Origin of the sequence: Candidatus Pristimantibacillus lignocellulolyticus (genome assembly GCA_023639215.1) — a bacterium.
GTDB classification, from domain to species: domain Bacteria; phylum Bacillota; class Bacilli; order Paenibacillales; family Paenibacillaceae; genus Pristimantibacillus; species Pristimantibacillus lignocellulolyticus.
This window is the reverse complement of record CP097899.1, coordinates 646534-667794: the sequence shown is the minus strand read 5'-3', so window position 1 is coordinate 667794 and position 21261 is coordinate 646534. Positions and strand designations below refer to the sequence as shown.

20 protein-coding genes are annotated in these 21261 nt (G+C 38.1%); 14 read left to right on the top strand and 6 right to left on the bottom strand.

Annotation, left to right across the window (positions count from 1 at the left end; genetic code table 11):
- The first annotated feature begins 115 nt into the window (after positions 1–115).
- From NAG76_02730 to folE, 6 genes are all read left to right on the top strand, one after another.
- Positions 116–538: a GNAT family N-acetyltransferase gene (locus NAG76_02730; GenBank protein URN95192.1), complete on the top strand. Its 423-nt coding sequence runs from the start codon at positions 116–118 to the stop codon at positions 536–538.
- 189 nt (positions 539–727) lie between these two features.
- Positions 728–1252: a signal peptidase I gene (gene lepB / locus NAG76_02725; protein URN95191.1), complete on the top strand. Its 525-nt coding sequence runs from the start codon at positions 728–730 to the stop codon at positions 1250–1252.
- Positions 1253–1267: 15 nt separating this feature from the next.
- Positions 1268–1702, top strand: a complete 435-nt coding sequence (rnhA, locus tag NAG76_02720; protein URN95190.1) for a ribonuclease HI — start codon at positions 1268–1270, stop codon at positions 1700–1702.
- A 3-nt stretch (positions 1703–1705) separates the two neighbouring features.
- Positions 1706–2854, top strand: a complete 1149-nt coding sequence (queG, locus tag NAG76_02715) for a tRNA epoxyqueuosine(34) reductase QueG (GenBank protein ID URN95189.1) — start codon at positions 1706–1708, stop codon at positions 2852–2854.
- 81 nt (positions 2855–2935) lie between these two features.
- Positions 2936–3154 carry a YneF family protein gene (locus NAG76_02710; protein ID URN95188.1) on the top strand — a complete coding sequence of 73 codons (219 nt, stop codon included), beginning with the start codon at positions 2936–2938 and terminating at the stop codon, positions 3152–3154.
- 34 nt (positions 3155–3188) lie between these two features.
- On the top strand, positions 3189–3782 hold the full coding sequence (folE, locus tag NAG76_02705) for a GTP cyclohydrolase I FolE (GenBank protein ID URN95187.1): 594 nt from the start codon (positions 3189–3191) through the stop codon (positions 3780–3782).
- Between the two features lie 13 nt (positions 3783–3795).
- Here folE and NAG76_02700 read toward each other — a convergent pair whose 3' ends face one another.
- A complete protein-coding gene (locus tag NAG76_02700; protein ID URN95186.1) occupies positions 3796–4032 on the bottom strand; it encodes a hypothetical protein in 237 nt (78 codons plus the stop codon).
- A gap of 332 nt (positions 4033–4364) precedes the next feature.
- Between NAG76_02700 and NAG76_02695 the strand changes: the two genes are divergently transcribed.
- Positions 4365–5843: a UDP-N-acetylmuramoyl-L-alanyl-D-glutamate--2,6-diaminopimelate ligase gene (locus tag NAG76_02695; protein URN95185.1), complete on the top strand. Its 1479-nt coding sequence runs from the start codon at positions 4365–4367 to the stop codon at positions 5841–5843.
- Positions 5844–6007: 164 nt separating this feature from the next.
- On the opposite strand, the gene NAG76_02690 is transcribed toward NAG76_02695, so the two are convergent.
- Positions 6008–6712 (bottom strand): class I SAM-dependent methyltransferase, encoded by a 705-nt coding sequence (locus tag NAG76_02690; GenBank protein URN95184.1) that lies wholly within the window; start codon positions 6710–6712, stop codon positions 6008–6010.
- A 292-nt stretch (positions 6713–7004) separates the two neighbouring features.
- On the opposite strand from NAG76_02690, the gene NAG76_02685 reads away from it, so the two are divergent.
- Positions 7005–8114 carry an NAD(P)-dependent alcohol dehydrogenase gene (locus NAG76_02685; protein ID URN95183.1) on the top strand — a complete coding sequence of 370 codons (1110 nt, stop codon included), beginning with the start codon at positions 7005–7007 and terminating at the stop codon, positions 8112–8114.
- 135 nt (positions 8115–8249) lie between these two features.
- On the opposite strand, the gene NAG76_02680 is transcribed toward NAG76_02685, so the two are convergent.
- Positions 8250–9236 (bottom strand): lysophospholipase, encoded by a 987-nt coding sequence (locus NAG76_02680; protein URN95182.1) that lies wholly within the window; start codon positions 9234–9236, stop codon positions 8250–8252.
- A gap of 359 nt (positions 9237–9595) precedes the next feature.
- Between NAG76_02680 and NAG76_02675 the strand changes: the two genes are divergently transcribed.
- Together NAG76_02675 and NAG76_02670 are read left to right on the top strand one after the other, a co-directional pair.
- Positions 9596–10348, top strand: a complete 753-nt coding sequence (locus NAG76_02675; GenBank protein URN95181.1) for an IclR family transcriptional regulator — start codon at positions 9596–9598, stop codon at positions 10346–10348.
- Positions 10349–10766: 418 nt separating this feature from the next.
- Complete coding sequence (locus NAG76_02670; protein URN95180.1) at positions 10767–12518, top strand: methyl-accepting chemotaxis protein; 1752 nt, start codon at positions 10767–10769, stop codon at positions 12516–12518.
- Positions 12519–12844: 326 nt separating this feature from the next.
- On the opposite strand, the gene NAG76_02665 is transcribed toward NAG76_02670, so the two are convergent.
- From NAG76_02665 to NAG76_02655, 3 genes are all read right to left on the bottom strand, one after another.
- The gene (locus NAG76_02665; GenBank protein ID URN95179.1) at positions 12845–14338 is read right to left on the bottom strand and encodes an S-layer homology domain-containing protein; all 1494 of its coding nucleotides are present in this window, start codon (positions 14336–14338) and stop codon (positions 12845–12847) included.
- A 137-nt stretch (positions 14339–14475) separates the two neighbouring features.
- On the bottom strand, positions 14476–15168 hold the full coding sequence (locus NAG76_02660) for a response regulator transcription factor (GenBank protein URN95178.1): 693 nt from the start codon (positions 15166–15168) through the stop codon (positions 14476–14478).
- 6 nt (positions 15169–15174) lie between these two features.
- Positions 15175–16647, bottom strand: coding sequence for a HAMP domain-containing histidine kinase (locus NAG76_02655; GenBank protein ID URN95177.1), 1473 nt, complete (start codon positions 16645–16647; stop codon positions 15175–15177).
- Between the two features lie 301 nt (positions 16648–16948).
- On the opposite strand from NAG76_02655, the gene NAG76_02650 reads away from it, so the two are divergent.
- The 4 genes from NAG76_02650 to NAG76_02635 all read left to right on the top strand — a co-directional run bounded on the left by NAG76_02650 (position 16949) and on the right by NAG76_02635 (position 21205).
- Positions 16949–17611 carry an ankyrin repeat domain-containing protein gene (locus tag NAG76_02650; GenBank protein ID URN95176.1) on the top strand — a complete coding sequence of 221 codons (663 nt, stop codon included), beginning with the start codon at positions 16949–16951 and terminating at the stop codon, positions 17609–17611.
- Positions 17612–17641: 30 nt separating this feature from the next.
- A complete protein-coding gene (locus tag NAG76_02645) occupies positions 17642–18865 on the top strand; it encodes an amidohydrolase (GenBank protein URN95175.1) in 1224 nt (407 codons plus the stop codon).
- A gap of 181 nt (positions 18866–19046) precedes the next feature.
- Complete coding sequence (locus NAG76_02640; GenBank protein URN95174.1) at positions 19047–20270, top strand: peptidase; 1224 nt, start codon at positions 19047–19049, stop codon at positions 20268–20270.
- Positions 20271–20515: 245 nt separating this feature from the next.
- The gene (locus tag NAG76_02635; protein URN95173.1) at positions 20516–21205 is read left to right on the top strand and encodes a SurA N-terminal domain-containing protein; all 690 of its coding nucleotides are present in this window, start codon (positions 20516–20518) and stop codon (positions 21203–21205) included.
- Positions 21206–21261: the final 56 nt, after the last annotated feature.

Below are 21261 nucleotides of genomic sequence, written 5' to 3'. Positions count from 1 at the left end.
GTTTTCATATAAAAATTATAAATTTTAAATAAAAAAAGAGACAATTTAAGAAGGTTTTTATGTATAATTGTCGTAATATGTACAAGTACTGAACTTTGATAAGTAGGTGTAAATCATGAAGTTGCGTTCAATTAAGTTATCGGATACTCGAAAAATTACTGAGTTATTCGAAGAGGTCTTATCAGAAGAATGTTATGAGCAAACTATTGAGGCATTTGGTCGACAGTTAAGTTGGGATAGTGATCTTGTACTTGTCGCTGAGGCTGATGAGAAAATTGTAGGCGTAATTATTGGCACAATCGATAATAATAAAGGTTATTATTATAGAATTGCTGTGTCAGCATCATATCAAAGACAAGGAGTAGGCAAACAACTTGCCAATGCCTTGAAACAACGCTTCGAAGAAAAGAAAGTAACGAAAATTTACGTTACAGCTGATGAACATAATGAGCCAATACTACCGTTATTTGAGTCGATAGGCTTTGTAGCATCAGATTTTATCCGATCTTTCCAAAAGTTAAGTATTGTAGCAGGTTAACAACATTATCTGAGCATATTCTATGTACATCTCTTGTGTACACAGATATGCTTTTTTTGTTTTATAGTGAAAAGTTTAATAACATTGATAGAAGGTAGTAGAGTAAGGTATTATTGTAATATTGTTAAAAAAACATTAAGCATTACTATTCGCAATGGGCAGAATGTTGCGAGGAGGGGATATTAGATTATGATAACTGAAATATGGGATTGGATTAAAACGATTGTTATTGCATTTATTATCGTATTTCTTGTACAGATGTTTTTATTTTCTCTTGCTATAGTCAGTGGGAAATCGATGGAACCAACATTGCTTCATAAAGAATGGTTATTTTCTAATAAAATAGTATATCATATTTCATCTCCGAAATTGAATGATATCGTTGTATTAAAAAATCCGAGAATAGCAGATAATCCTGATGATAAATATTTTGTGAAGCGCGTCGTAGGTGGACCAGGAGACCATATAGAGATTGTTAACGGTCAACTTGTTCGAAATGGTGAAGTTGTTGAAGAAGCATACACCGATTCAGAAATTGAAGGGCAACAAGAGATAGATATTGTTGTACCAGAAGGTATGTACTATGTTATGGGTGATAACCGCAAACTTATGATGAGCAATGACAGTCGATCTTTTGGTCCGGTAGCAGAAGCAACGATTGTTGGTAGAATAGACGGTATTATATTCCCATTTAACAAATTCGAATGGTACTAGGTTGGTGAATATAACTTGAAGGAAGTAAAGATTTATACAGATGGTGCTTGTTCTGGCAATCCAGGGCCTGGTGGGTACGGAGCCATATTATTCTTCGGAGAACATCGTAAAGAAATAAGTGGCGGTCAGCGGGACTCGACGAACAATAGAATGGAAATACTAGCAGTTATTAAAGCGTTAGAAGTATTGAATGAGAAATGCCAAGTGACAGTATATAGTGATTCTGCATACGTTGTGAATTGTTTTCAAAAAGGTTGGATTTTTGGATGGATGCGTAATGGATGGATGAATAGTAAGAAGCAACCCGTTGAGAATCAAGATCTATGGAAACAACTATGGCAACTGATGCAGCAACATCGTGTGGAATACGTGAAGGTGAAAGGACATAGCGATAATGAATTTAATAATCGTTGTGATGAATTGGCCAGAGCGGCAATTAGGAGCTTGTAAGTGATGGACAAATGGCAAAAATTAAAAAATGAATTAAAGCAAGCAGCTAGGGATTTGGGGATAGATGCGATTGGCATTGCATCACCTGATCCTTTCGTTGTATTAAAAGAGCGGTTGATACGACATCGTGAATTAGGTAGAGAGTCAGGCTTTGAGGCAAAAGATTTGGATCGTAGAACCGATCCTTCCCTTATATTTGATCGACCTAAAAGTATTATCGCCATTGCTGTTGCATATTCTTCCAAGTTAGAGAATGCTCCCAAATCAGAAGAGGGTGCCAGACGTGGTATTATGGCACGCTCTGCCTGGGGCAATGATTATCATTATGTACTGCGAGATCGAATGGACAAGCTTGAAGCATGGTTAAGAGAGCGTGAGCCAGAGTTGCGTAGTGAGAGTATGGTTGATACTGGGGAGTTGTCTGATCGTGCTGTAGCCGAGCGCGCAGGCATCGGATTTAGTGCAAAAAATTGTTCGATTATTTCACCTGAGCTAGGTTCTTGGATCTATCTGGGGGAGATCATAACTAATTTACCGTTGCCCCCAGATGATGAGGTGACGGAACAATGTGGTACATGTACGAAATGTATTGATGCTTGTCCTACTGGAGCATTAGTCGGAGCCGGACAATTAGATTCTCAGAAATGTGTATCATTCCTAACTCAGACTAAAGGGATGATCTCGGATGAGCATATGCGTAAAATAGGAAACCGATTGTATGGTTGTGATACCTGTCAAATAGTCTGCCCGATCAATCGTGGGAAAAACTGGACACATCATGAAGATTTGATTCCAGATGTTGAAGTCGCAAAGCCGCTTCTTATTCCACTATTAACAATAGGAAATAAGGAGTTCAAAGAAAAATATGGCTATACTTCTGCAGCATGGCGTGGTAAAAAACCAATTCAACGGAATGCAGTTATTGCATTAGGGAATTTTAAAGATTCGACAGCAGTCCCTGCGCTTACGAAAGTGCTAACGGATGATCCTAGAGAGGTCTTGCGAGCAACTGCTGCATGGTCACTCGGCAGAATAGGTGGGGACGAATCATTAGCTGTATTACAATCGGCAATGGTAAGAGAGAAAGATAAAGAAACAATTAACCAAATTAATTTGTCAATAAATAACATTAATAGTGGTAAAAGTAAGTGAGAATTATTGCCTAAAGTTTTGTATCATGATATTATACAGTGATGCAATGCTAACATAACATTGAAAGGTCTAGGTGAAATTATGGAATGGTATAATTATGTGATTCCGATTGTAACGCTTCTTATTGGTGCAGTAGTTGGCTTCCTTATTGGAGTATACTACTTGCGTAAGCAGCTTGAAAATATGCAGAATAATCCTGAGATGCTACAGAAGATGGCTAAGCAAATGGGCTATAATCTGAACAATAAACAGATGCAAAAAGCTCAAAATATGATGAAAAATCAGAAGTTCCCTCGCTAGTTAGTAACGAGGGCAGGAGGGAGCGAACTACTGAATGGCGGGGAAGAAAGATTACGTCAATTCGCAGGTTTCTAGCAACCGAGATAAGATTGAAGGGCATATAACAGAAATCTTAAAATTAATAGGTGAAGATGTAGAACGTGAAGGTTTGCTTGAGACTCCAGCACGAGTGACTCGTATGTATGAGGAGATTTTTGCTGGCTATGAAGTTGAGCCACGTGAAGTTTTAGGAGCAATGTTCGACGAAGATCATGAAGAACTCGTAATCGTAAAAGATATCGTATATTATAGTCAATGCGAACATCATATGGCTCCATTTTTCGGTAAGGTTCATATAGGATATTTACCTAGTGGAAAGATCGTCGGATTGAGCAAATTGGCTCGTCTAGTTGAAGCAGTATCACGTAGATTACAAGTACAAGAGCGTATTACTACTCAAATTGCGGACGTATTAGTAGAAGAATTATCTCCTCGTGGTGTTATTGTCGTAGTAGAGGGTGAACATCTATGTATGTGTGCAAGAGGTGTTAAAAAGCCTGGTAGTAAGACGATTACGACTGCTTTACGTGGAGAGTACAAGCAAGAGCCTGCGTTAAGGGCGGAGTTTATGTCCTTACTTAAGCAATAATTTATAGGGTAGTTCAAAAAGTGGACTTTGATAACGATGATTGGCTTCGTAAGCTTAGTCGACATCGAATATGCCCTCCATCGAAAGCCTGCGTGTGCTCACGTACACAAAACGTACGCTGTGCTACTCGTTTTCGCTGGAGTGCATCTTCTTGATTCTGAAATCCCACTTTTTGAACCTTCATTTGAAGTGGTAGTTCAAAAAGCGGACTTTGATAATGATGAGAACGCTGACGTAGTTTATTCGACATCGAATATGCCCTCCATCGAAAGCCTGCGTGTGCTCACGTACACAAAACGTACGCTGTGCTACTCGTTTTCGCTGGAGTGCATCTTCTCGACTTGCGAAAGCCCTCTTTTTGAACTTTCATTGTAATAGGGTAATTCAAAAAGCGGGCTTGCACTTAAAGAAAGAAACTTCCAAATCGTTCGATATTGAACGATTCGGAAGTTTCTTTTTTTGATAATTTGCGTTATTCTTATGGAGTTAAACAAATGAAATTCTTAAGCTTAAAGTCAAGAATTAGTTTAGCTATCTTAATCATATAATATATAAGTGATTCATATAAAGGAGTGTTCTGTAATGAAGTTAGAACAGCTTATTAATAAGTTATTATTTACTCACATCATCGGAGACGTCGATGTTGAAGTAGCGGGAATACACAATGATTCTAGAGCAATCAAGGATAATGACATGTTTGTATGTACTAAAGGTGCTAAGGAAAATGGTCATGACTACATTCCTCAAGCTATCGCGAATGGTGCGAAGATCATCGTTATTCAAGATAAACAAGAACAATATGTAGAAGGCATTACTTATATTCTAGTTCCTGATACTGGTAAAGCAGCTTCTATAATGGTAGATGAATTCTATGGCTCACCAACTCATCAACTTAAGCTAATTGGTGTAACTGGTACGAACGGTAAAACTACAACTACGAATCTCATAGAGCATATTTTAACATATCATCAGCATAAGACGGGCGTAATCGGTACAATTGAAATTCGTTATCCAGGATACCAAGAAGAAGCCAAGCTAACAACGCCATTATGTTATGAACTGCAACGTTATTTCTATAATATGAAGCAAGCAGATGTAGATTACGCTGTAATGGAAGTATCATCTCATTCCCTTGATCTAGGTAGGGTACATGGATGTCGCTTTAAAACAGCTGTATTTACTAACTTAACGCAAGACCATCTTGATTATCATGTAACGATGGAAGCCTACGGTGAGGCAAAAGGGCTTTTGTTTGCTCAATTAGGGAATGATTACGAGCAAGCAAGTTATGCAGTATTGAATAGTGATGATCCTTGGAGTGAGCGTTATGCTAGAAAGACTTCAGCGCAAATTATAACGTACGGTCTTGGAGAGGATGCACTAGTAAGAGCGACGAACATCAATATTACTGCTGCTGGTACAAGTTTCACGTTAACAACGCCATTAGGTGAATTGGAGCTATCAACGAAATTAATTGGTAAATTCAATGTATATAATTTGTTAGCAGCTATTAGTGCAGTTATTCCCGAAGGACTTTCTCTGGATCAAATTAAAGAGGCAATTGAAGGAGTCGAAGGAGTTCCAGGACGCTTTGAAGCTGTACAGCAAGGGCAACCATTTGCCGTCGTTGTAGACTATGCACATACACCGGATAGCTTAGAAAATGTGCTACGTACCGCACAACAACTTGAGCCGCGGAAGTTAATCTGTGTAGTTGGTTGTGGTGGAGATCGTGATCGGACAAAGCGTCCTTTAATGGCAAATATCGCTATTGAAATGGCAGACCATGTCTACTTCACTTCTGATAACCCACGTACAGAAGATCCCATTGCGATTTTAGCGGATATGACAAATCATCTGACAGCAGAACATTACACAACGAATGTTGATCGTAAACTAGCGATTGAAGATGCAATTAATGAAGCGCAAGCGGGAGATATTATTGTAATTGCAGGAAAAGGTCATGAAAATTATCAAATTATCGGTACGGTAAAATCTCATTTCGATGATAAAGAGATAGCGAGAGATCAACTTATAGCACGTGGCTACACACAATCGTAATGAAAGTGAACAATATTATTTTGCAATAACCTATATGAAGTGAAAAAGACCCCTGAAAAATTGATGGACTGTATTGCTCATAGCTAATGATGAGCGAGTAATCCAATGTTCAGGGGTCTTTCTGTTATTGATTAACTAATTGTCTGTTTCATAATTTCATGAATTTACTTATGAATAGCTAACATACCATCAGCTGATGGAAGAAAGCGGAATGGAGTACTCCGTATGCTAACATCGACACCCATATGTCTTAGCTCTTGCTGTAAATGATCGAGATGGGGATAAAGCTCATCCTTAAAGCCCACTAAAGGATATAAAAGAATAATACCACCCTTTTTGGTCACTCTAATCATCTCTTTGATCGCTGCCACATGAAATGAGTAATCAAATTGTTCTTGATATAGGAATAAAAAATGATTACAAACTACACAAGAAAACATATCATCTTGAAATGGCAAAGTAGGTAACCTTCCATTCACATAAGTTTCTTTGCTAGTATCATTTTTGTAACTTTCAATAAATTTTTCTAGTGAAAGCTCTCTGATGTTATCATGCTCTTGTAGATCCTTGTAATAATTCCAAACAAAGGCATCCTTTTTGGAACTGAGTTTTTCAGAAGCGATGTGATGCTGTTGCTTCCCGAACTCATATATTTGTTCGCTAGATAATGTGTAAAGCGGGTCGAAAGCAGTTGCTTCGTATCCTCTATGGATACACTCAGCTGTAAAGGATGAAGCTCCAGCTGCAATATCAAGTATTTTTCCTGTTGCCAACATAACCTCATCTAACATGAACATCGATTGATATTCCTCGAAGGAGCGACATGTCATCGCAACCCCTTGTTGAGCATATAACTCTTTGTTATTCATAATCTCATCTCTCCTCGTCTTCACTAATCTCATCTAAAATTATCTCATCTCTTCTAGCAATAGCTCTTCTGAAGCATATTGCTTAAAAATATTATATCCATAATTTTCTAAAAATCAAGGGTGGTAAGAAATATTTTCTCGCGTTGTTCTTATTCTGACAATATCTAATTTTATTGTTAAACGTTTTGATTACACTAACTTTTTCTCATAAATCGAATAAATTTATGAGCAGAGGGGGAACTACTATCATGTCGAGAAATCTTTTTCGTATTCAACTTTTGGAGGTAAACTGATGAAAATTCAAGCAATGATAACAACAGATGCTATTGATTTCGAACATCAAACAATTGAATTAGACGAGCCAAAAGCTGATGAAGTATTAGTAAGAGTTGTTGCTACGGGGATTTGCCACACGGATGCAACAATATTAGACAAATCTATAGCTGTTCCATATCCAGTCGTTTTAGGTCATGAAGGTGCTGGGATTGTAGAAAAAGTTGGTGCGAATATAACGACTATTCAACCAGGAGATCACGTCGTACTTGGTTTCTCTTATTGTGGACATTGTGACAACTGTTTAGAAGGTAACGCAGGTGGCTGCGAAAACATGCTACCCTTAAACTTTGGTGGTAAAAACAAACATGGTGTTACACCACTTCACACGGAAGAAGGTCAAGACATATCTCTATTTTTTGGTCAATCATCATTTGCAACGTATGCCACTGTTGGAGAAACAAACGTTGTTAAAGTAGACAAAGAAATAGACCTTCGTTACTTAGGACCATTCGGCTGCGGTATTATGACGGGAAGTGGTACAGTACTTAACTCATTAGCTCCAGAGCCAGGTACAAGCTTCGTAGTATTTGGGACAGGGGCAGTTGGTTTATCTGGAATGATGGCAGCGAAAATTGCAGGCTGCTATCCAATTATCGCTGTAGATATTCATGATAGCCGTCTTGAATTAGCAAAAGAACTAGGAGCAACTCATACAATTAACAGCAAGCAGGAAGATGTAGCAACGAAAATCAGCGAAATCACAGGTAAAGGTGCACACTATGCACTTGAAACGACTGGAGTACCAGAAGTAATATTGGCAGGTATTCGTTGCTTGCGTGTGAAAGGTGAAATCGCCACAGTTGCTGTAGGTAAAAGGGATCTAACATTAAACGTGTTCACTGAAATTGTTGGACCAGCAAAAACAATTAAAGGCGTTATCGAAGGTGATGCGGTACCACAATTAATCATTCCTAAATTAGTTCAATTCTTCAAAAATGGTCAGTTTCCAGTAGATAAACTTATCAAATTCTACGAGTTCGATCAGATTGAACAAGCCTTTGCAGATTCTAAAAACGGTTCGACGATAAAACCAATTGTAGTATTAGACAAAACTTACAAAGCTTAATATTATTTAAAAAAGGAATACTCTTGAAACCGAACGAAACTTGAAGAAGTCCCGCTAAAAATTATTCTAGCGGGACTTCTTTTTGGAATTGATGGAAGCTTTGTTTCTGAAAGCAAGTTTTGAATCAGCGTATAATCATATGTTACTTAGAAATTCCGATATATTTTTCATATAGCGATTAGGATCTTTGCGGAATAATAATTCATGCTGACCGTTTTCGATAACCCAAAGACTTGAATGTACATTGTGCTGATTACCAGCAATTTGCTCTGCGATATGATAATCAGCTTTATTGTCGGCTGTACCATGAACAATAAATAGTGGGATGTCATAATGCTTAGCAAGGATCGATTGGGCAGGTGTATTCGAAAAGACATGATTCGTCCATAATGGTAACAATTCACTAATAATCGTTGTAGTCGGATACTTAGGTAAATCTACATATTGTTGTAGATTCGTATAAAGCGTATCTGGGCTCGGTAAAAATAAACTGTCTAATATAAGAGCATCAATCTGGTCAGATTCTAGAGCAGCTTGTAATGCTGTGCCAGCCCCCATAGAGAAACCCCATACAATAATCTTCTCTGCGCCTCGCTGCTGGGCATAATCTACTACCGCGAGTAATTGATTCTTTTCCTCACTCCCCCATGTAGCGGGAGCGCTATATGCCTTAGAAGCATAACCATAATCAAACATAATAACATTATAGTCGAGCTCATTCATAAGTTCAGCCAAATCGTACATAGGTACCCAAGTTTCTTCTCGGTTCGCACCATACCCATGACTAAGAATAATCGTTTGTTTGGATGCGGTTCTGCTTTCAGCGATAGAAGCGGGAATATACCAACTATCTACGGTCGTTTCGCCACTTCTACTAGGATAAACAGCAACTTCATAGGATAGTTCTTTTTCATCATATGGATTTGATTCTAAAGATGGAACGTAAGGATACGCTAGATTCCAAGCAATAATGGCATGACTTACAAGTATAATAATCGCTAGAAATGAAAAGATTGCAACAACAATGGCTAGTAGAAAATGTCTGAAGCGAATGTTTTTTTTATGCTCGGGTACGATAAGTTGCGTAGTACGACCCTGTACTGTTTCGATGCCACTGTCCATTAATTTCACATCCGTTTCATTAAGCATTGATGTCGTTGTTAATAATGCTAGACCCCAATGGAATTACTGTCAACCTACTATGAGCTTTTGTAAAGTAACTGTAATATAACTTCGTTAAGCGAAAGAAATATTAATTTACAGAAATAAGAATGATGAAGTATACTTAATGAGAACGAATATCAATGAATTTGAAAATAAGTTTTATACAATGAAACATAAGACTGCATGAGCATGTCATAATATAAATAGAATAATTTTAAGAAGTATACGAAGAGTTATAGCTAATATTTACGAAGTAACTTTTCATTAGCTAAGTAGTATATCAAGAAGTAGATGAAAAGTTTTAGGAGATGAGAAGGATGGAGCAAGGTAAATCTACTGTTAGATCGGTCGAGCGAGCACTGGATCTATTATTATGTTTCACGTTAAAACCTTCTTGGGCGATGACGGAGCTTGCTGCGCATGTTGGCTTACATAAAAGCACAGTTCATCGTATGCTTGCGACTCTTGTAGAAAAAGGATTTATCGAGCGTGATCAAATAACAGAACGATATCAGCTTGGATTAAAGGTGTGGGAGTTATCAGCGAATTTGGCACCTGAAAGTGACCAATCAACGATGTGGCAGAAAGAAATGGAGCGTCTGCGCGATCAACTAGGTGAAACAGTAAGTATCTATGTTCGATCTGGTGTGGAAAGAATTCGAATTCAGTCTATACAAAGTCATGAGCCTGTTCGTCGTGTTGCTCCCGTTGGAGCGCGCTTCCCGCTATATGCAGGAGCATCGAGTAAAGTGCTTATTGCCTTTGCTTCGCAATTAGATCAGCATGAAATATGGTCACATCCATCATGGCAATTACGTGAAGGCAATAATATGGAGACGTATGAATCTGAGTTGTTAGATGTAATGGAGCAAGGCTATGCGGTAAGTTTTGAGGAACGTGAAAGTGGAGTAGCCGCAATATCTGTGCCGATTTTTGATCGTGATGGTGGAGTGATCGCCGCACTAGCTGTGTCTGGACCGTCGAGTAGATTGACAATGGAGTCGATGAAGAACTTTGCGCCGATTCTACAAGGATCAGCAAAGCGAATGAGTATGATGGCGAGATTGTAGTTGTCTAATTGAAGTTATATAGCATAGACCACCTTAAAATCTATTAAAGGTGGTCTGTTTTTTTTACATAAGTAGTAAAAAGCTATTTATCGAAGTTAAGTGTTATGAGGTTCTCATTGTATTTAATTTTAAGTGGAAATTAAATACTTAATAAGTAAAAATAAATTAATAGTCCTATTTAGTGATAAATATCATTGATAAATATCGGTAATTATTATCATGTAGTCAATTAATCTACACAATAATATATTTTTAACCGATATATTAATTAGCACTTAACAAAGACGGAAGAGATGCATGCTGATAAAACTCCTAATATATTTCTAATATGTATAAAGGTATGGAGCTAACAATTATCATGTAAAATAACCTACGTTCAGTTAGTGAATACATACAGATAATAGGGAGTGTGCTAATTTTGATAAGATGGATAAAAAGCAGAAGTCTTGTAGTTACTTGTTCCATTGTATTGGCAATAATATTAATTGCATTAAATGCTATAACGACTCAAATTTCTTACTTCGCTCAAAAAGATGAAGTATATAATGAATTTAATGAGGTGGGTAGCAAGCTGGCAGGTCAGGCACAAGCTAATGCTAATCTTATTGAAACAGTAGCATCATCTTTAAAGGCTGGTCAGGAAGGACCGGAGAACGAGTTAACCATAATAAGAAAATTATTGAACGCTATGGTTGATGATGATGTACTTACAAATGCTTATTATTTTTCTGTAGACACGATTGATAAAGATGGAAAAACGCAGCTACAGTTTTTGCAAAGTAGTGAGAATCTAGCGCAATCAGGTTTTGATTCTGGTTCAGCCTATATCTCAAACGATATATATACTGAAGCATATAAGAAAACACAGCAGAAGTATGCTGGACTTTCGCAAACTTACGAAGATGAACTTGGTACATGGATTGCGTATATGAGTCCGATTATGGACGGAAATGGAAAAGTAATTGCTGTTTTTGGTCTGGATTTTGACTATGATAAAGTCGAAACACGTATCAATAAGTTGTTAATAAAAAGTAGTTTAATTGGATTGGTATGTTCATTATTGGCAATATTTCTAATTGTAATACTCGTTCGAGTGGCGATTAGACCATTGCGTGTATTAGCAGTAAGTTCTAAGAAAGCAGCACTGGGAGATTTGACAGTTCAAGTACCAGTTACATCTGACAATGAGATTGGACAGGCATCGCAAGCATTTAATGAGATGATCATAAGTTTACGTGAACTAACGATTCAAATTGAACGAACTTCTCGAGAAGTTTCTGATTCCTCGACAAGCTTGAAGGAGACAGCGGGGCAGACAGAAGCTGCTACTAACGAAATTGCTACAGCGATTCAAAGTGTGGCATCGGGTGCTGAGACTCAACTTGCGAGTTCAAAAGAGTGTCAACGTGCCATGATGGAGATGACTATTGGAATACAAAAAATTGCGGAGTCATCATCTGTTGTATCTGAGCTGGCTGCTGATACGTCTGATCTGGCGATGCAAGGCGAAACCGTTATTAATAAAACAGTAGAGCAAATGAATACGATTGAGCAAAGAGTATTTAACGCAGCAGAGGTTATGCAAGAATTGAATGATTCAAGCAATCGCATCGGTGACATTCTATCCCATATCGCTGATGTAGCTAATCAAACGAACCTACTCGCATTAAATGCATCGATTGAGGCAGCTCGAGCTGGTGAATATGGTAAAGGATTTGCTGTTGTAGCGCATGAAATCCGTAATCTTGCAGAACGCTCGAAAGAGTCATCCAATGAAATTTCTGAAATTCTTAATGAGATTGGAAGTCGCTCGGGGCAGGTGACAGCGTCACTATCAAGTTCAGCGAATGAGACTAGAATTGGTTCCGAACTTGTGAATGCGTCTGGTGAATCATTCCGCTCGATTCTTCGCTCAGTGAAGGAAGTATCTGAACAAGTGCAAGAAGTTTCAGCTGCATCTCAGCAAATGTCTGCGGGCAGTGAAGAAATTGCTGCTTCATTAGTAGAGTTAGAACGTATGGCACATCATTCAGCATCTAATTCTCAAGAGGTTGCAGCTGCTTCCGAAGAACAATTAGCCTCTGTAGAGGAAGTAGCTAGCTCATCTGAGCAGCTTAGATCGTTGGCTAGTGAACTTAGAAAAGCTGTAGGGAAGTTCAAGGTTGAGTAAGTAGTAGTTCAAATCGCTCGCTTGTGATTACGATGATTATGCTCTAGCGTAGCGTAGTCGGCATCGAATATGCCCTTCATCGAAAGCTTGCGTGTGCTCACGTACACAAAACGTACGCTGTGCTACTCGTTTCCGCTGAAGTGCATCTTCTTGGTACTGACAACCGAACGATTTGAACCTTTATTGAAACAAGTAGTTCAAAAAGCGGGCTATGATAACGATGTAATAGATAATGATGATCGGTACAGATATAAGATTAAGATTGTATAACAAAGATGAAAAAGCTCCCGGAACCTTTAAGATTCCGGGAGCTTTTTCTATAGAGATTATTTCAGCGTCACTTGATTGGCAACTGCCCAGCTTCCTACTGGTGTAATCTCATAATTAACGCCCTCTACAAGCTTACCGTTGTTTTGCAATTCAAACACACCAACTGCACCTTTTCGAGTTTGTACTTTATATTGTGCTGTAAGCGTCGTACCGTCCGAGCCTTTTAGCTCAATGGAACGATAAGCAAACAACTCATCCGTTGGATCCTCACTAAGTGTAACATTGATGGTAGCTGCATCTACTTTCTCTACAGATGCAATAGTAAGCGGAGAAATGGTCCTAGCAGTGAATGTGTTATTGTCTAGCTCGAACCAGTTCGAGGTTACTGTATACTTCACACCTGGCTGTAGAGATGTACCAGCTGGAAGACGGAATTTCGGTTCTTGCTTGCCATCTGTTGATTGTGTGTATCCAACATACCCAACAGTAATAGGTTCTCCACTTTCTGGTGTGAGAGTTGCTTGTCTCGTAGCAAGGGATGAAATCACCTGCATCGTTTGTCCATTATACTTATTATTTTCATCTAATACGATTGCATTTGATCCACGACCGCCTGCATAAGCAGAGATTAGATAACCATAATCTACTACACCGTCAGCAAGTAAGGCGTCTACTTCGAAAGTGTCAGATGTAACTTGACGGACTTCGTTAAAACGAATCAACTCATCGCTTGAAGTTACGGTATGAGTTTTATTCCCTTTATAATTTGTTGTATATGTTGTTCCCGGCGTCATCGTTTGTACCGGTACGATATAAGTAGCGATAGCTCCTGTTTTAAGACGAGGCTGATTAACGAGTTTTAAGTCATGGTCAAAAGCGAAATTAGCATTCGCTGCTGCTGTTGTCTCATCTTCCAACGTAAGTGGAGCAGTGAACGTCACCTCGAACGTAATTTTATTTAATGCTTTAATTGATACGATCTCAGCAGATGAGGAACGAATAGCTTTCTCTGATAGCACTAGTAGCTGGGCCGTTTGACCACGAGTTATTTTATCATTAGCAATCTGGAAATCTTCCATCCAATATTGAACGGATTTAGTATCACGCTGTAAAGCTTTCGCAAGCATTGCAGCAACATCTGTACCCAATACTGGTTTATTCGGTTGGAATTTATCTGCACTATCAATAAGACCTTTATCGATTGCCGTGTCAACATAAGATGTATACCACTTATCTTTTTTGCCTTCATTATTCTGTACTTCACCGCTTGGATCGAGGTTAAGTGCTAATACTATCATTTTAATAAGCTCAGCATTTGTCACATGTTTTTCTGCTCTTATATTTCCATCAGTATAGCCTTTAAGAACACCTTTATTAATTAAGTGTTGAATGGCTTGTTCAGCCTGTTGATTGAAATTCGTCACAGCAGCTTGTTGAATATTAGCTACTGGTGCCAATGATGCAGCATGTGCTTGAAAGGGCAGCAATGCGCCACCGCCGATTAGTGATGTTAGTGCTACGATAGCTACTTTTTGATTTACTTTGTTCATTATTTATCTTCCTCTCGTTTTATAAGTGGCATTTCTGTCATAAATTCATCTTAAACGACCACTCTAAAACGGCTCATAAGAAAGTATAAACAATTTATAAACAAAATGATAAATCTCTTCTAAGATGTATAAAACTGCTAGATCGTGAACCGATAACCTGCACCCCAAACGGTCTCAATAAACTGTGGATAGGAAGGATCTGCTTCGATCTTTTCGCGAATACGTGAAATATGAACGGTCACTGTTGCGATCTCACCATTTGATTCCAACCCCCAAATTCTTTCAAACAGTTCGTCTTTATTAAATACTCTATTCGGATTTTCAGCCAAGAAAACAAGCACCTCGAATTCTTTTGCAGTGAGCATCACTTCTTTGCTGTGTACGAATACTCGATGTGAAGATTTATTGATTGATAGTTCACGAATATGTAAGCTGTCCGATCCGTTCACCTTATTTCTTCCTGTGAAACGTTCATATCTTGCTAGATGAGCTTTCGCTCTTGCTACCAGTTCATTAGGGCTAAATGGCTTTGTAACGAAGTCATCGGCACCAAGACCGAAGCCGCGAATTTTATCGATTTCTTCTTTTTTTGCCGAAACAATTAAGACAGGGATGTCCATTTTCTCACGTATCTGCTTGCATATCTCGAAACCGTCTATTCCGGGCAGTTGTAGATCAAGAATAATAAGATCATATTTTCCGCTTAGACCTTTCATAAGTCCATCTTGTCCATCATGGCTTAACTGGACCTCATAGTCATGCAGCATGAAATAATCTCTTTGTAACTCAGCAATGTAAGGGTCATCTTCAATAATTAGTATTCGTTTCATGTACGATCACCGTCGATCTATAAAAATTTTTAATGTGAAAAAGATGCTTGTACCTTGACCTGGTTCACTAATTGCCCAAATTGTACCACCATGGCCTTCGATGATTTGCTGGGCGATCGCAAGTCCAAGTCCACTTCCCTCAGCAATTTGACTGCGTGAAGGCTCCACTCGATAAAAACGTTCAAAAATATGAGGTAAGGAATCCCCATCAATGCCAGGACCGTTATCCTCGATTTTAATAATTGCATATTCCTCTTGCCGCTCAATCCCAATGGTCAATTGTTTAGGGGACTGGTTCATATACTTAAGACAGTTGTCGAGTAAATTCATAATTACGCGTTTCAGCTTCTCTTGATCTGCAAGTACAAAGATTGGGCTATGAATGTTTTCTACCCATGTTACATTAACTTCTTGGTTGTCAAATTCGATTGCTAATTCATCTACGATACGATGAAGAAATGGACTTAGCTCCACTTGCCTGAACGAAAAAGGTTCCTTCTTCAAATCAAGTTTTGAGTAGAATAGCAGTTCATCGACAAGTCGCTCCATGTCTGTCGCTCTGGTATGAATCGCACCCACGTATTTGTCGAGTTTCTCAGGTGTATTCGTCACTCCATCTCGTATGCCTTCGGCATAGCCTTTTATCGTCGTAATCGGAGTTCTTAAATCATGCGAAATATTCGACAGTAGTTGTTTTCGATTTTCCTCATAATGAAGCTGAAGCTGAATGGAATTAAACAATTGCTGACGCATCTGATCGAAGGTTAGAACAAGTTGGCCCAACTCATCACGAGATGTGGTTTGCAACTCAAACGTCAGATCGCCATTTTTAATATGTTCTGCAGATTGTCTAAGTCTATCAATGGGATGAATGATTTTACGAGTCACATATCTATAAAGCAAAAATCCAGTTAATAATAAAATAGCAACGAATATGCATATGAGAATAGGAAGTAATGTACGAACGACCTCTGCGAACGGGCTTCTCTCACGAATGACAAAGACGCTACCTTGTTCACCTGTCTCGGATGAGAAGAAGAAATCAAATTTAGCATAGGAGTAAAATCTACTTCCCACATTCATTGTATTGCGAATCGAATTATTGTCCATATCATATGATGGCAGGCTAGATATGAGCTCCGTATCATTAATAGTTGGAGCTGCATATATAATTTCATTGTTTCTGCGGACAACAAGTCCAGCTTGCACCATCTTTAATTGATAATCATATTTCTCTAACAGTAGCTGATCCTTTAATTTTTCAGGGTCATGCTTGGCCAAATATTTCATTTCAATAAATATGTTTTCCTCTTCTTCTGATAACGGATGAAGGGAATAATGAATATTGTAGAAGCTGTTAATACTGCGGAAATCGCCTGTTACTGCAACTGAAAGCAAATACGCTGTCAGAACGAATAAAATGACAGAAACAACTACCACAGATGTGAATGAAAGCAGTAGCCTAAATCGAATAGACAACGGTTTATTCCTCCTATTGAAGCCGAATCGAAAAGTATGAATAATGAGTCACTTGAATAATTTTAGTTTGATAGTGGCTATGGTACCATAGAATTATAGTCTAAAGAAAGAGCTCGATTATTATACACGATCTAGCAGTTCTATAAACCTTTAATGAGATTTATCATTTTGTTTATAAATTGTTTATACTTTCTTAAGAGCAGATTTAAAGTGGTCGTTTATAATGAATTTATGAAAGAAACACCACGTTTAAAATAGAAATTGATGCTAAAGAGAGAGGTCGCTTATTATACGATACTTCATGATATTTGTTATTATAGGGCTGTTGACAGGATGTCAAACGAATGAAAGTCTAATGAAAGAGGATGTGACTTTGATGGAACGATCATACATACAAGCTGCGGAAAGCGGAGAAACGGATAAAGTATTACAATGGATCGAAGACGGAGTAAACATTAACGCAACAGATGATCAAGGGCGCACAGCAATTCTAGCAGCTACACATGGGAATCAAGTAGATACAGTAAAAGCGTTAATCCAAGCCGGGGCAGATATTAATCTCCAAGCGAACAACTTAGATAATCCATTTTTATATGCGGGTGCGGAGGGGTTATTGGAGATATTAAAGGTATTAATCGATGCTGGCGCTGATCCAACGATCACGAATCGTTTTGGTGGAACAGCACTTATTCCCGCCTCGGAACACGGATATGTTGAGGTTGTTAAAGAGTTGCTTACGCGTTCTAAAGTTAATGTTAATCACATTAATGATCTTGGGTGGACAGCGTTGATGGAAGCAATCATATTAAATAATGGCGGGGAACAACAACAACAAGTTATTCAGCTTCTTATCGAGCATGGAGCTGATGTCACGATTCCAGATAACAAAGGGGTTACACCTCTGGAACATGCAAGAAACAATAAGTTTACTGCCATTGAGAATTTATTAGTAAACGCTCAATGAATCTGAATTATGCGAAGGGAAAGAGAACACATGTTGAATAATTCATATTGGTTAACGAATGTAATGTTGGAGCAGGGTTATATTTATGAAAATGAACAGGTGGCGGGTACGAGTACGAAGCGTTGCCATATTCGAATTGAAGGTAATATCATTGCTGAAATTATTGGAGCAGAACAAGATCTACAAAGTAATCTTCCCAAATACGATTGTAAAGAATTATTGATGCTCCCTCCTTTCGAGGAGGCACATATTCATTTGGATAAAACGTATTATGATGGACCGTGGAAAGCAGTAAAAAAAGTATCAAACATCTTCGAAAGAATCGAAGAGGAGAAAGTATTATTACCGAAGCTCCTTCCAACGGCCCAACAACAAGCGGAGAGCATCTTGACGCTTATTCAGGGATTTGGTGCTACTCATGTTCGCTGTCATAGTAATATCGAGCCTGTTAGCGGGCTGCAGCGTTTAGAAGCAACTAAGCGAGCTCTTGACACATTCTCAAGTAAAATATCTTCTGAAATTGTAGCTTTCCCTCAGCATGGGCTTCTTCGTTCAGATTCGGTTCAACTCGTAAAACAATCATTGGCAGAGGGCGCAACTCTGGTAGGTGGAGTAGATCCATTCTCTGTCGATGGAGATATTGAAAGGTCACTTCAGACGACGGTAGAGTTAGCAGTTTCGAATAATGCTGGTATTGATATTCACTTACATGATGGCAACGATGAAGGTAAGCAAACGCTGATGCGTCTAGCTGATCTGACCGAAGAAGCAGGATTACATGGCAAGGTAACGGTTAGTCATGCGTTCTGGTTTGCAGGTGCCGACCCCATAGAAGCACTGGAAGTAGCAAAAAGGATGGCAACACTTGGTATGTCTATTACATCAACCGTTCCGATTGGTAGAATGATGATGCCACTTCCGATGCTCTATAATAACGGAGTAAATGTGAAGCTCGCAACGGATAGTCTAACGGATCACTGGTCTCCTTTTGGAAATGGGGATTTATTAGAGACGGCAGGACTCTTTGCCAAATTGTATGGTCGTAGTGATGAATTGTCACTTTCGCAAACGCTTGGATTCATTACAGGTGGAATAACGCCGCTCGATCAAAAAGGCGATCAGGTGTGGCCTAAGACTGGAGATATAGCAAGTTTTGTATTACTACAGGCAAGCTGTTCTGCAGAAGCAATAGCACGAAGAGCAGAGCGAAAAGCAGTATGGTATGAAGGGCGACTGGTGAATGGTACATTGTAAATTTTCATATTGGTTAGATATTTAAGAATCGTACATTTTGTTCACAGAACGATCACTTATAGAGGCTTATAACAAGCTGTTTATCTATTTGTGCAACTTTCAAGAAAATTTTCCCGTTTTTATATGAGTAAGCAAGTAAGCCAACTACAAAAATTCAGGCACTCAATTGGAGGAAAATCAGATGAACAAAATGTACAAGATGATAGCTACAACGTCTATTCTAGCCATGACAATTATTCCGCTTACTGCAAATGCACAGCAAGTTCCACCCCCAACGATTCATAATGGACAAGGGTTAATTCAATATCAAGCGAAAGTTGTTCCAGCTACAATGGGATTAATAACTAATTTCGTTAACGATAAGTCTGGGAAATTCATTACCGTATTAGGTCGAGGTCTTGCTGTAAATGATCAAAGCGAGATGGTACTATCGATTACGAAAGATACAAAGATTATTGATTCTAAAGGTAATAAAGTGGCATTAAAAACGATTATGGATGAGAAAAGAGTCGTTAAAGCTTTTTACGGAGGCAACATTACGCGTAGCCTTCCCGCACAAGGGACTGCACTAACGCTTGTTGTTCAAGATTACACTTTTCTTGGAATAAATGGTGTAGTATCCGAAGTGAATGAAGACAGTATTGTAGTAAATGGGACAGACCTCTACTCATCAAATGAAGAGACGGTTATTCTACGATTTGCTAACAAAGCTCAAATCATAGATCAAAATGGCAAAGTAATTAAAGCGAACAAGATAGAGCCAGGAATGAGTGTTAAAGCATTCTATGGTCCTGCGACTACGAAGAGTATTCCACCACAATCGACATCTAACTATATTTTGGTGAACACAGTAATCGAAGAAAATGCTATTGGTACAGATGGTATTATCACGAATGTAACAGATGATCGTATTACGGTAATTGGTAATCCAATGGAAAAAGGTGGTACCGATTATGTTATCTTATCTGTGGATGAGAAGACTAAAATTGTGGACGAAGATGGGAAAATATTAACAAAATCAGATTTGAAAAATGATATTCGCGTCGATGCTTACTATGATGGAGTCATGACAATGATCTATCCTGCACAAACTCATGCGGATAAAATTGTTGTAAAAGCAATGGAAACAAACAAAGTCGAAGGCACAATTGTAGCATCGAGTCTTACATCAGAAGGTCAAGTTTATATCGATATCAACACTGACAAATCTACGAGTAACGATATTATTCTAAATATCTCAGATAAGACGAAAGTGATCTCCATGTATAATAATGGTGCTGATTTGAAAGTAGGAATGAAAATTACAGCGTATCATGAGTCAGCGATGACGTTTTCTTTACCTGGTATAACTAATGCTGAAATTGTAATCGTGAATTCCGACTTCAATACAGAAAATCCTCAATAATAACATATAGCTCAGCTAATAGAACCGCACCTAATGGTTAGACATTAATCTAACAGTTAGAGGTGCGGTTTTTTTATGGTTATTTAGCATTTGATGATTAGCAGTACTAATAATAATTTTAATTGTGTAGGAAATTGATATAAATTTGAAATATATGGAAACTTAATTGTATTATTACACGTACAAATATCAAATGAGTTTTGTTAAGTATTAATGAAAAAGTCAATTTAGGAGGGGGATAATATTTGAAACAAAGTACGTTTGTAAAGATAGGCATTTTTATCATTATTACAGCAGCTGCATTAATTTCCTATTTCATATATCAAAATGAACAAGCTAGTTCATCAAATTCTGCCATAAACATCGTTGGTAAAGAAGAGATTATTCAAAGCTACTATAATAAAATATATGATGAATCTATAGCTGACAAAGATAAAGTGATAGCGAAATCTTCTGAATTTCAAGTGACGAAATTTGATTTTTTATATAGTAAATATACTACAGAAATGTTTAGAGAGTTAGGGGCGAATACGAAAAAGACGAATGATAAGAAAATTATTAATAATCTAGTTGCAAGGCAGCTTATGATCGTAGATGCCAAGAGTAAAGGGATTACCGTTCAAGTTGATGAAGTAGACGATTTTACTGAAACGATAAAAGATCAACTCTTGAATAACGAACAAGATGGTCTACAGCAAAATGACATAATAATTTTATATAAGGCATGGTCGCAAAGTGCGAATCTAACATTAGAACAATTTTTGGATAGCGAGTTTTTTCGTGATCAATATGAAGAAGGGGTGTATTTTTCGAAATTGTATGAATATCTCCTGACTGAGAAAATCGTGACCTCTTTTGAGGATTTTGAAGACTATCAGGATGATCTGTTTAAGCAGCAGAGAAATAATGTCGACATTACTTACAAAAACATCTAACAAAGAAAAGCAAATAGCATACAAAAAAGAGGTAAGCTTCCGTTATCGGATCGCTT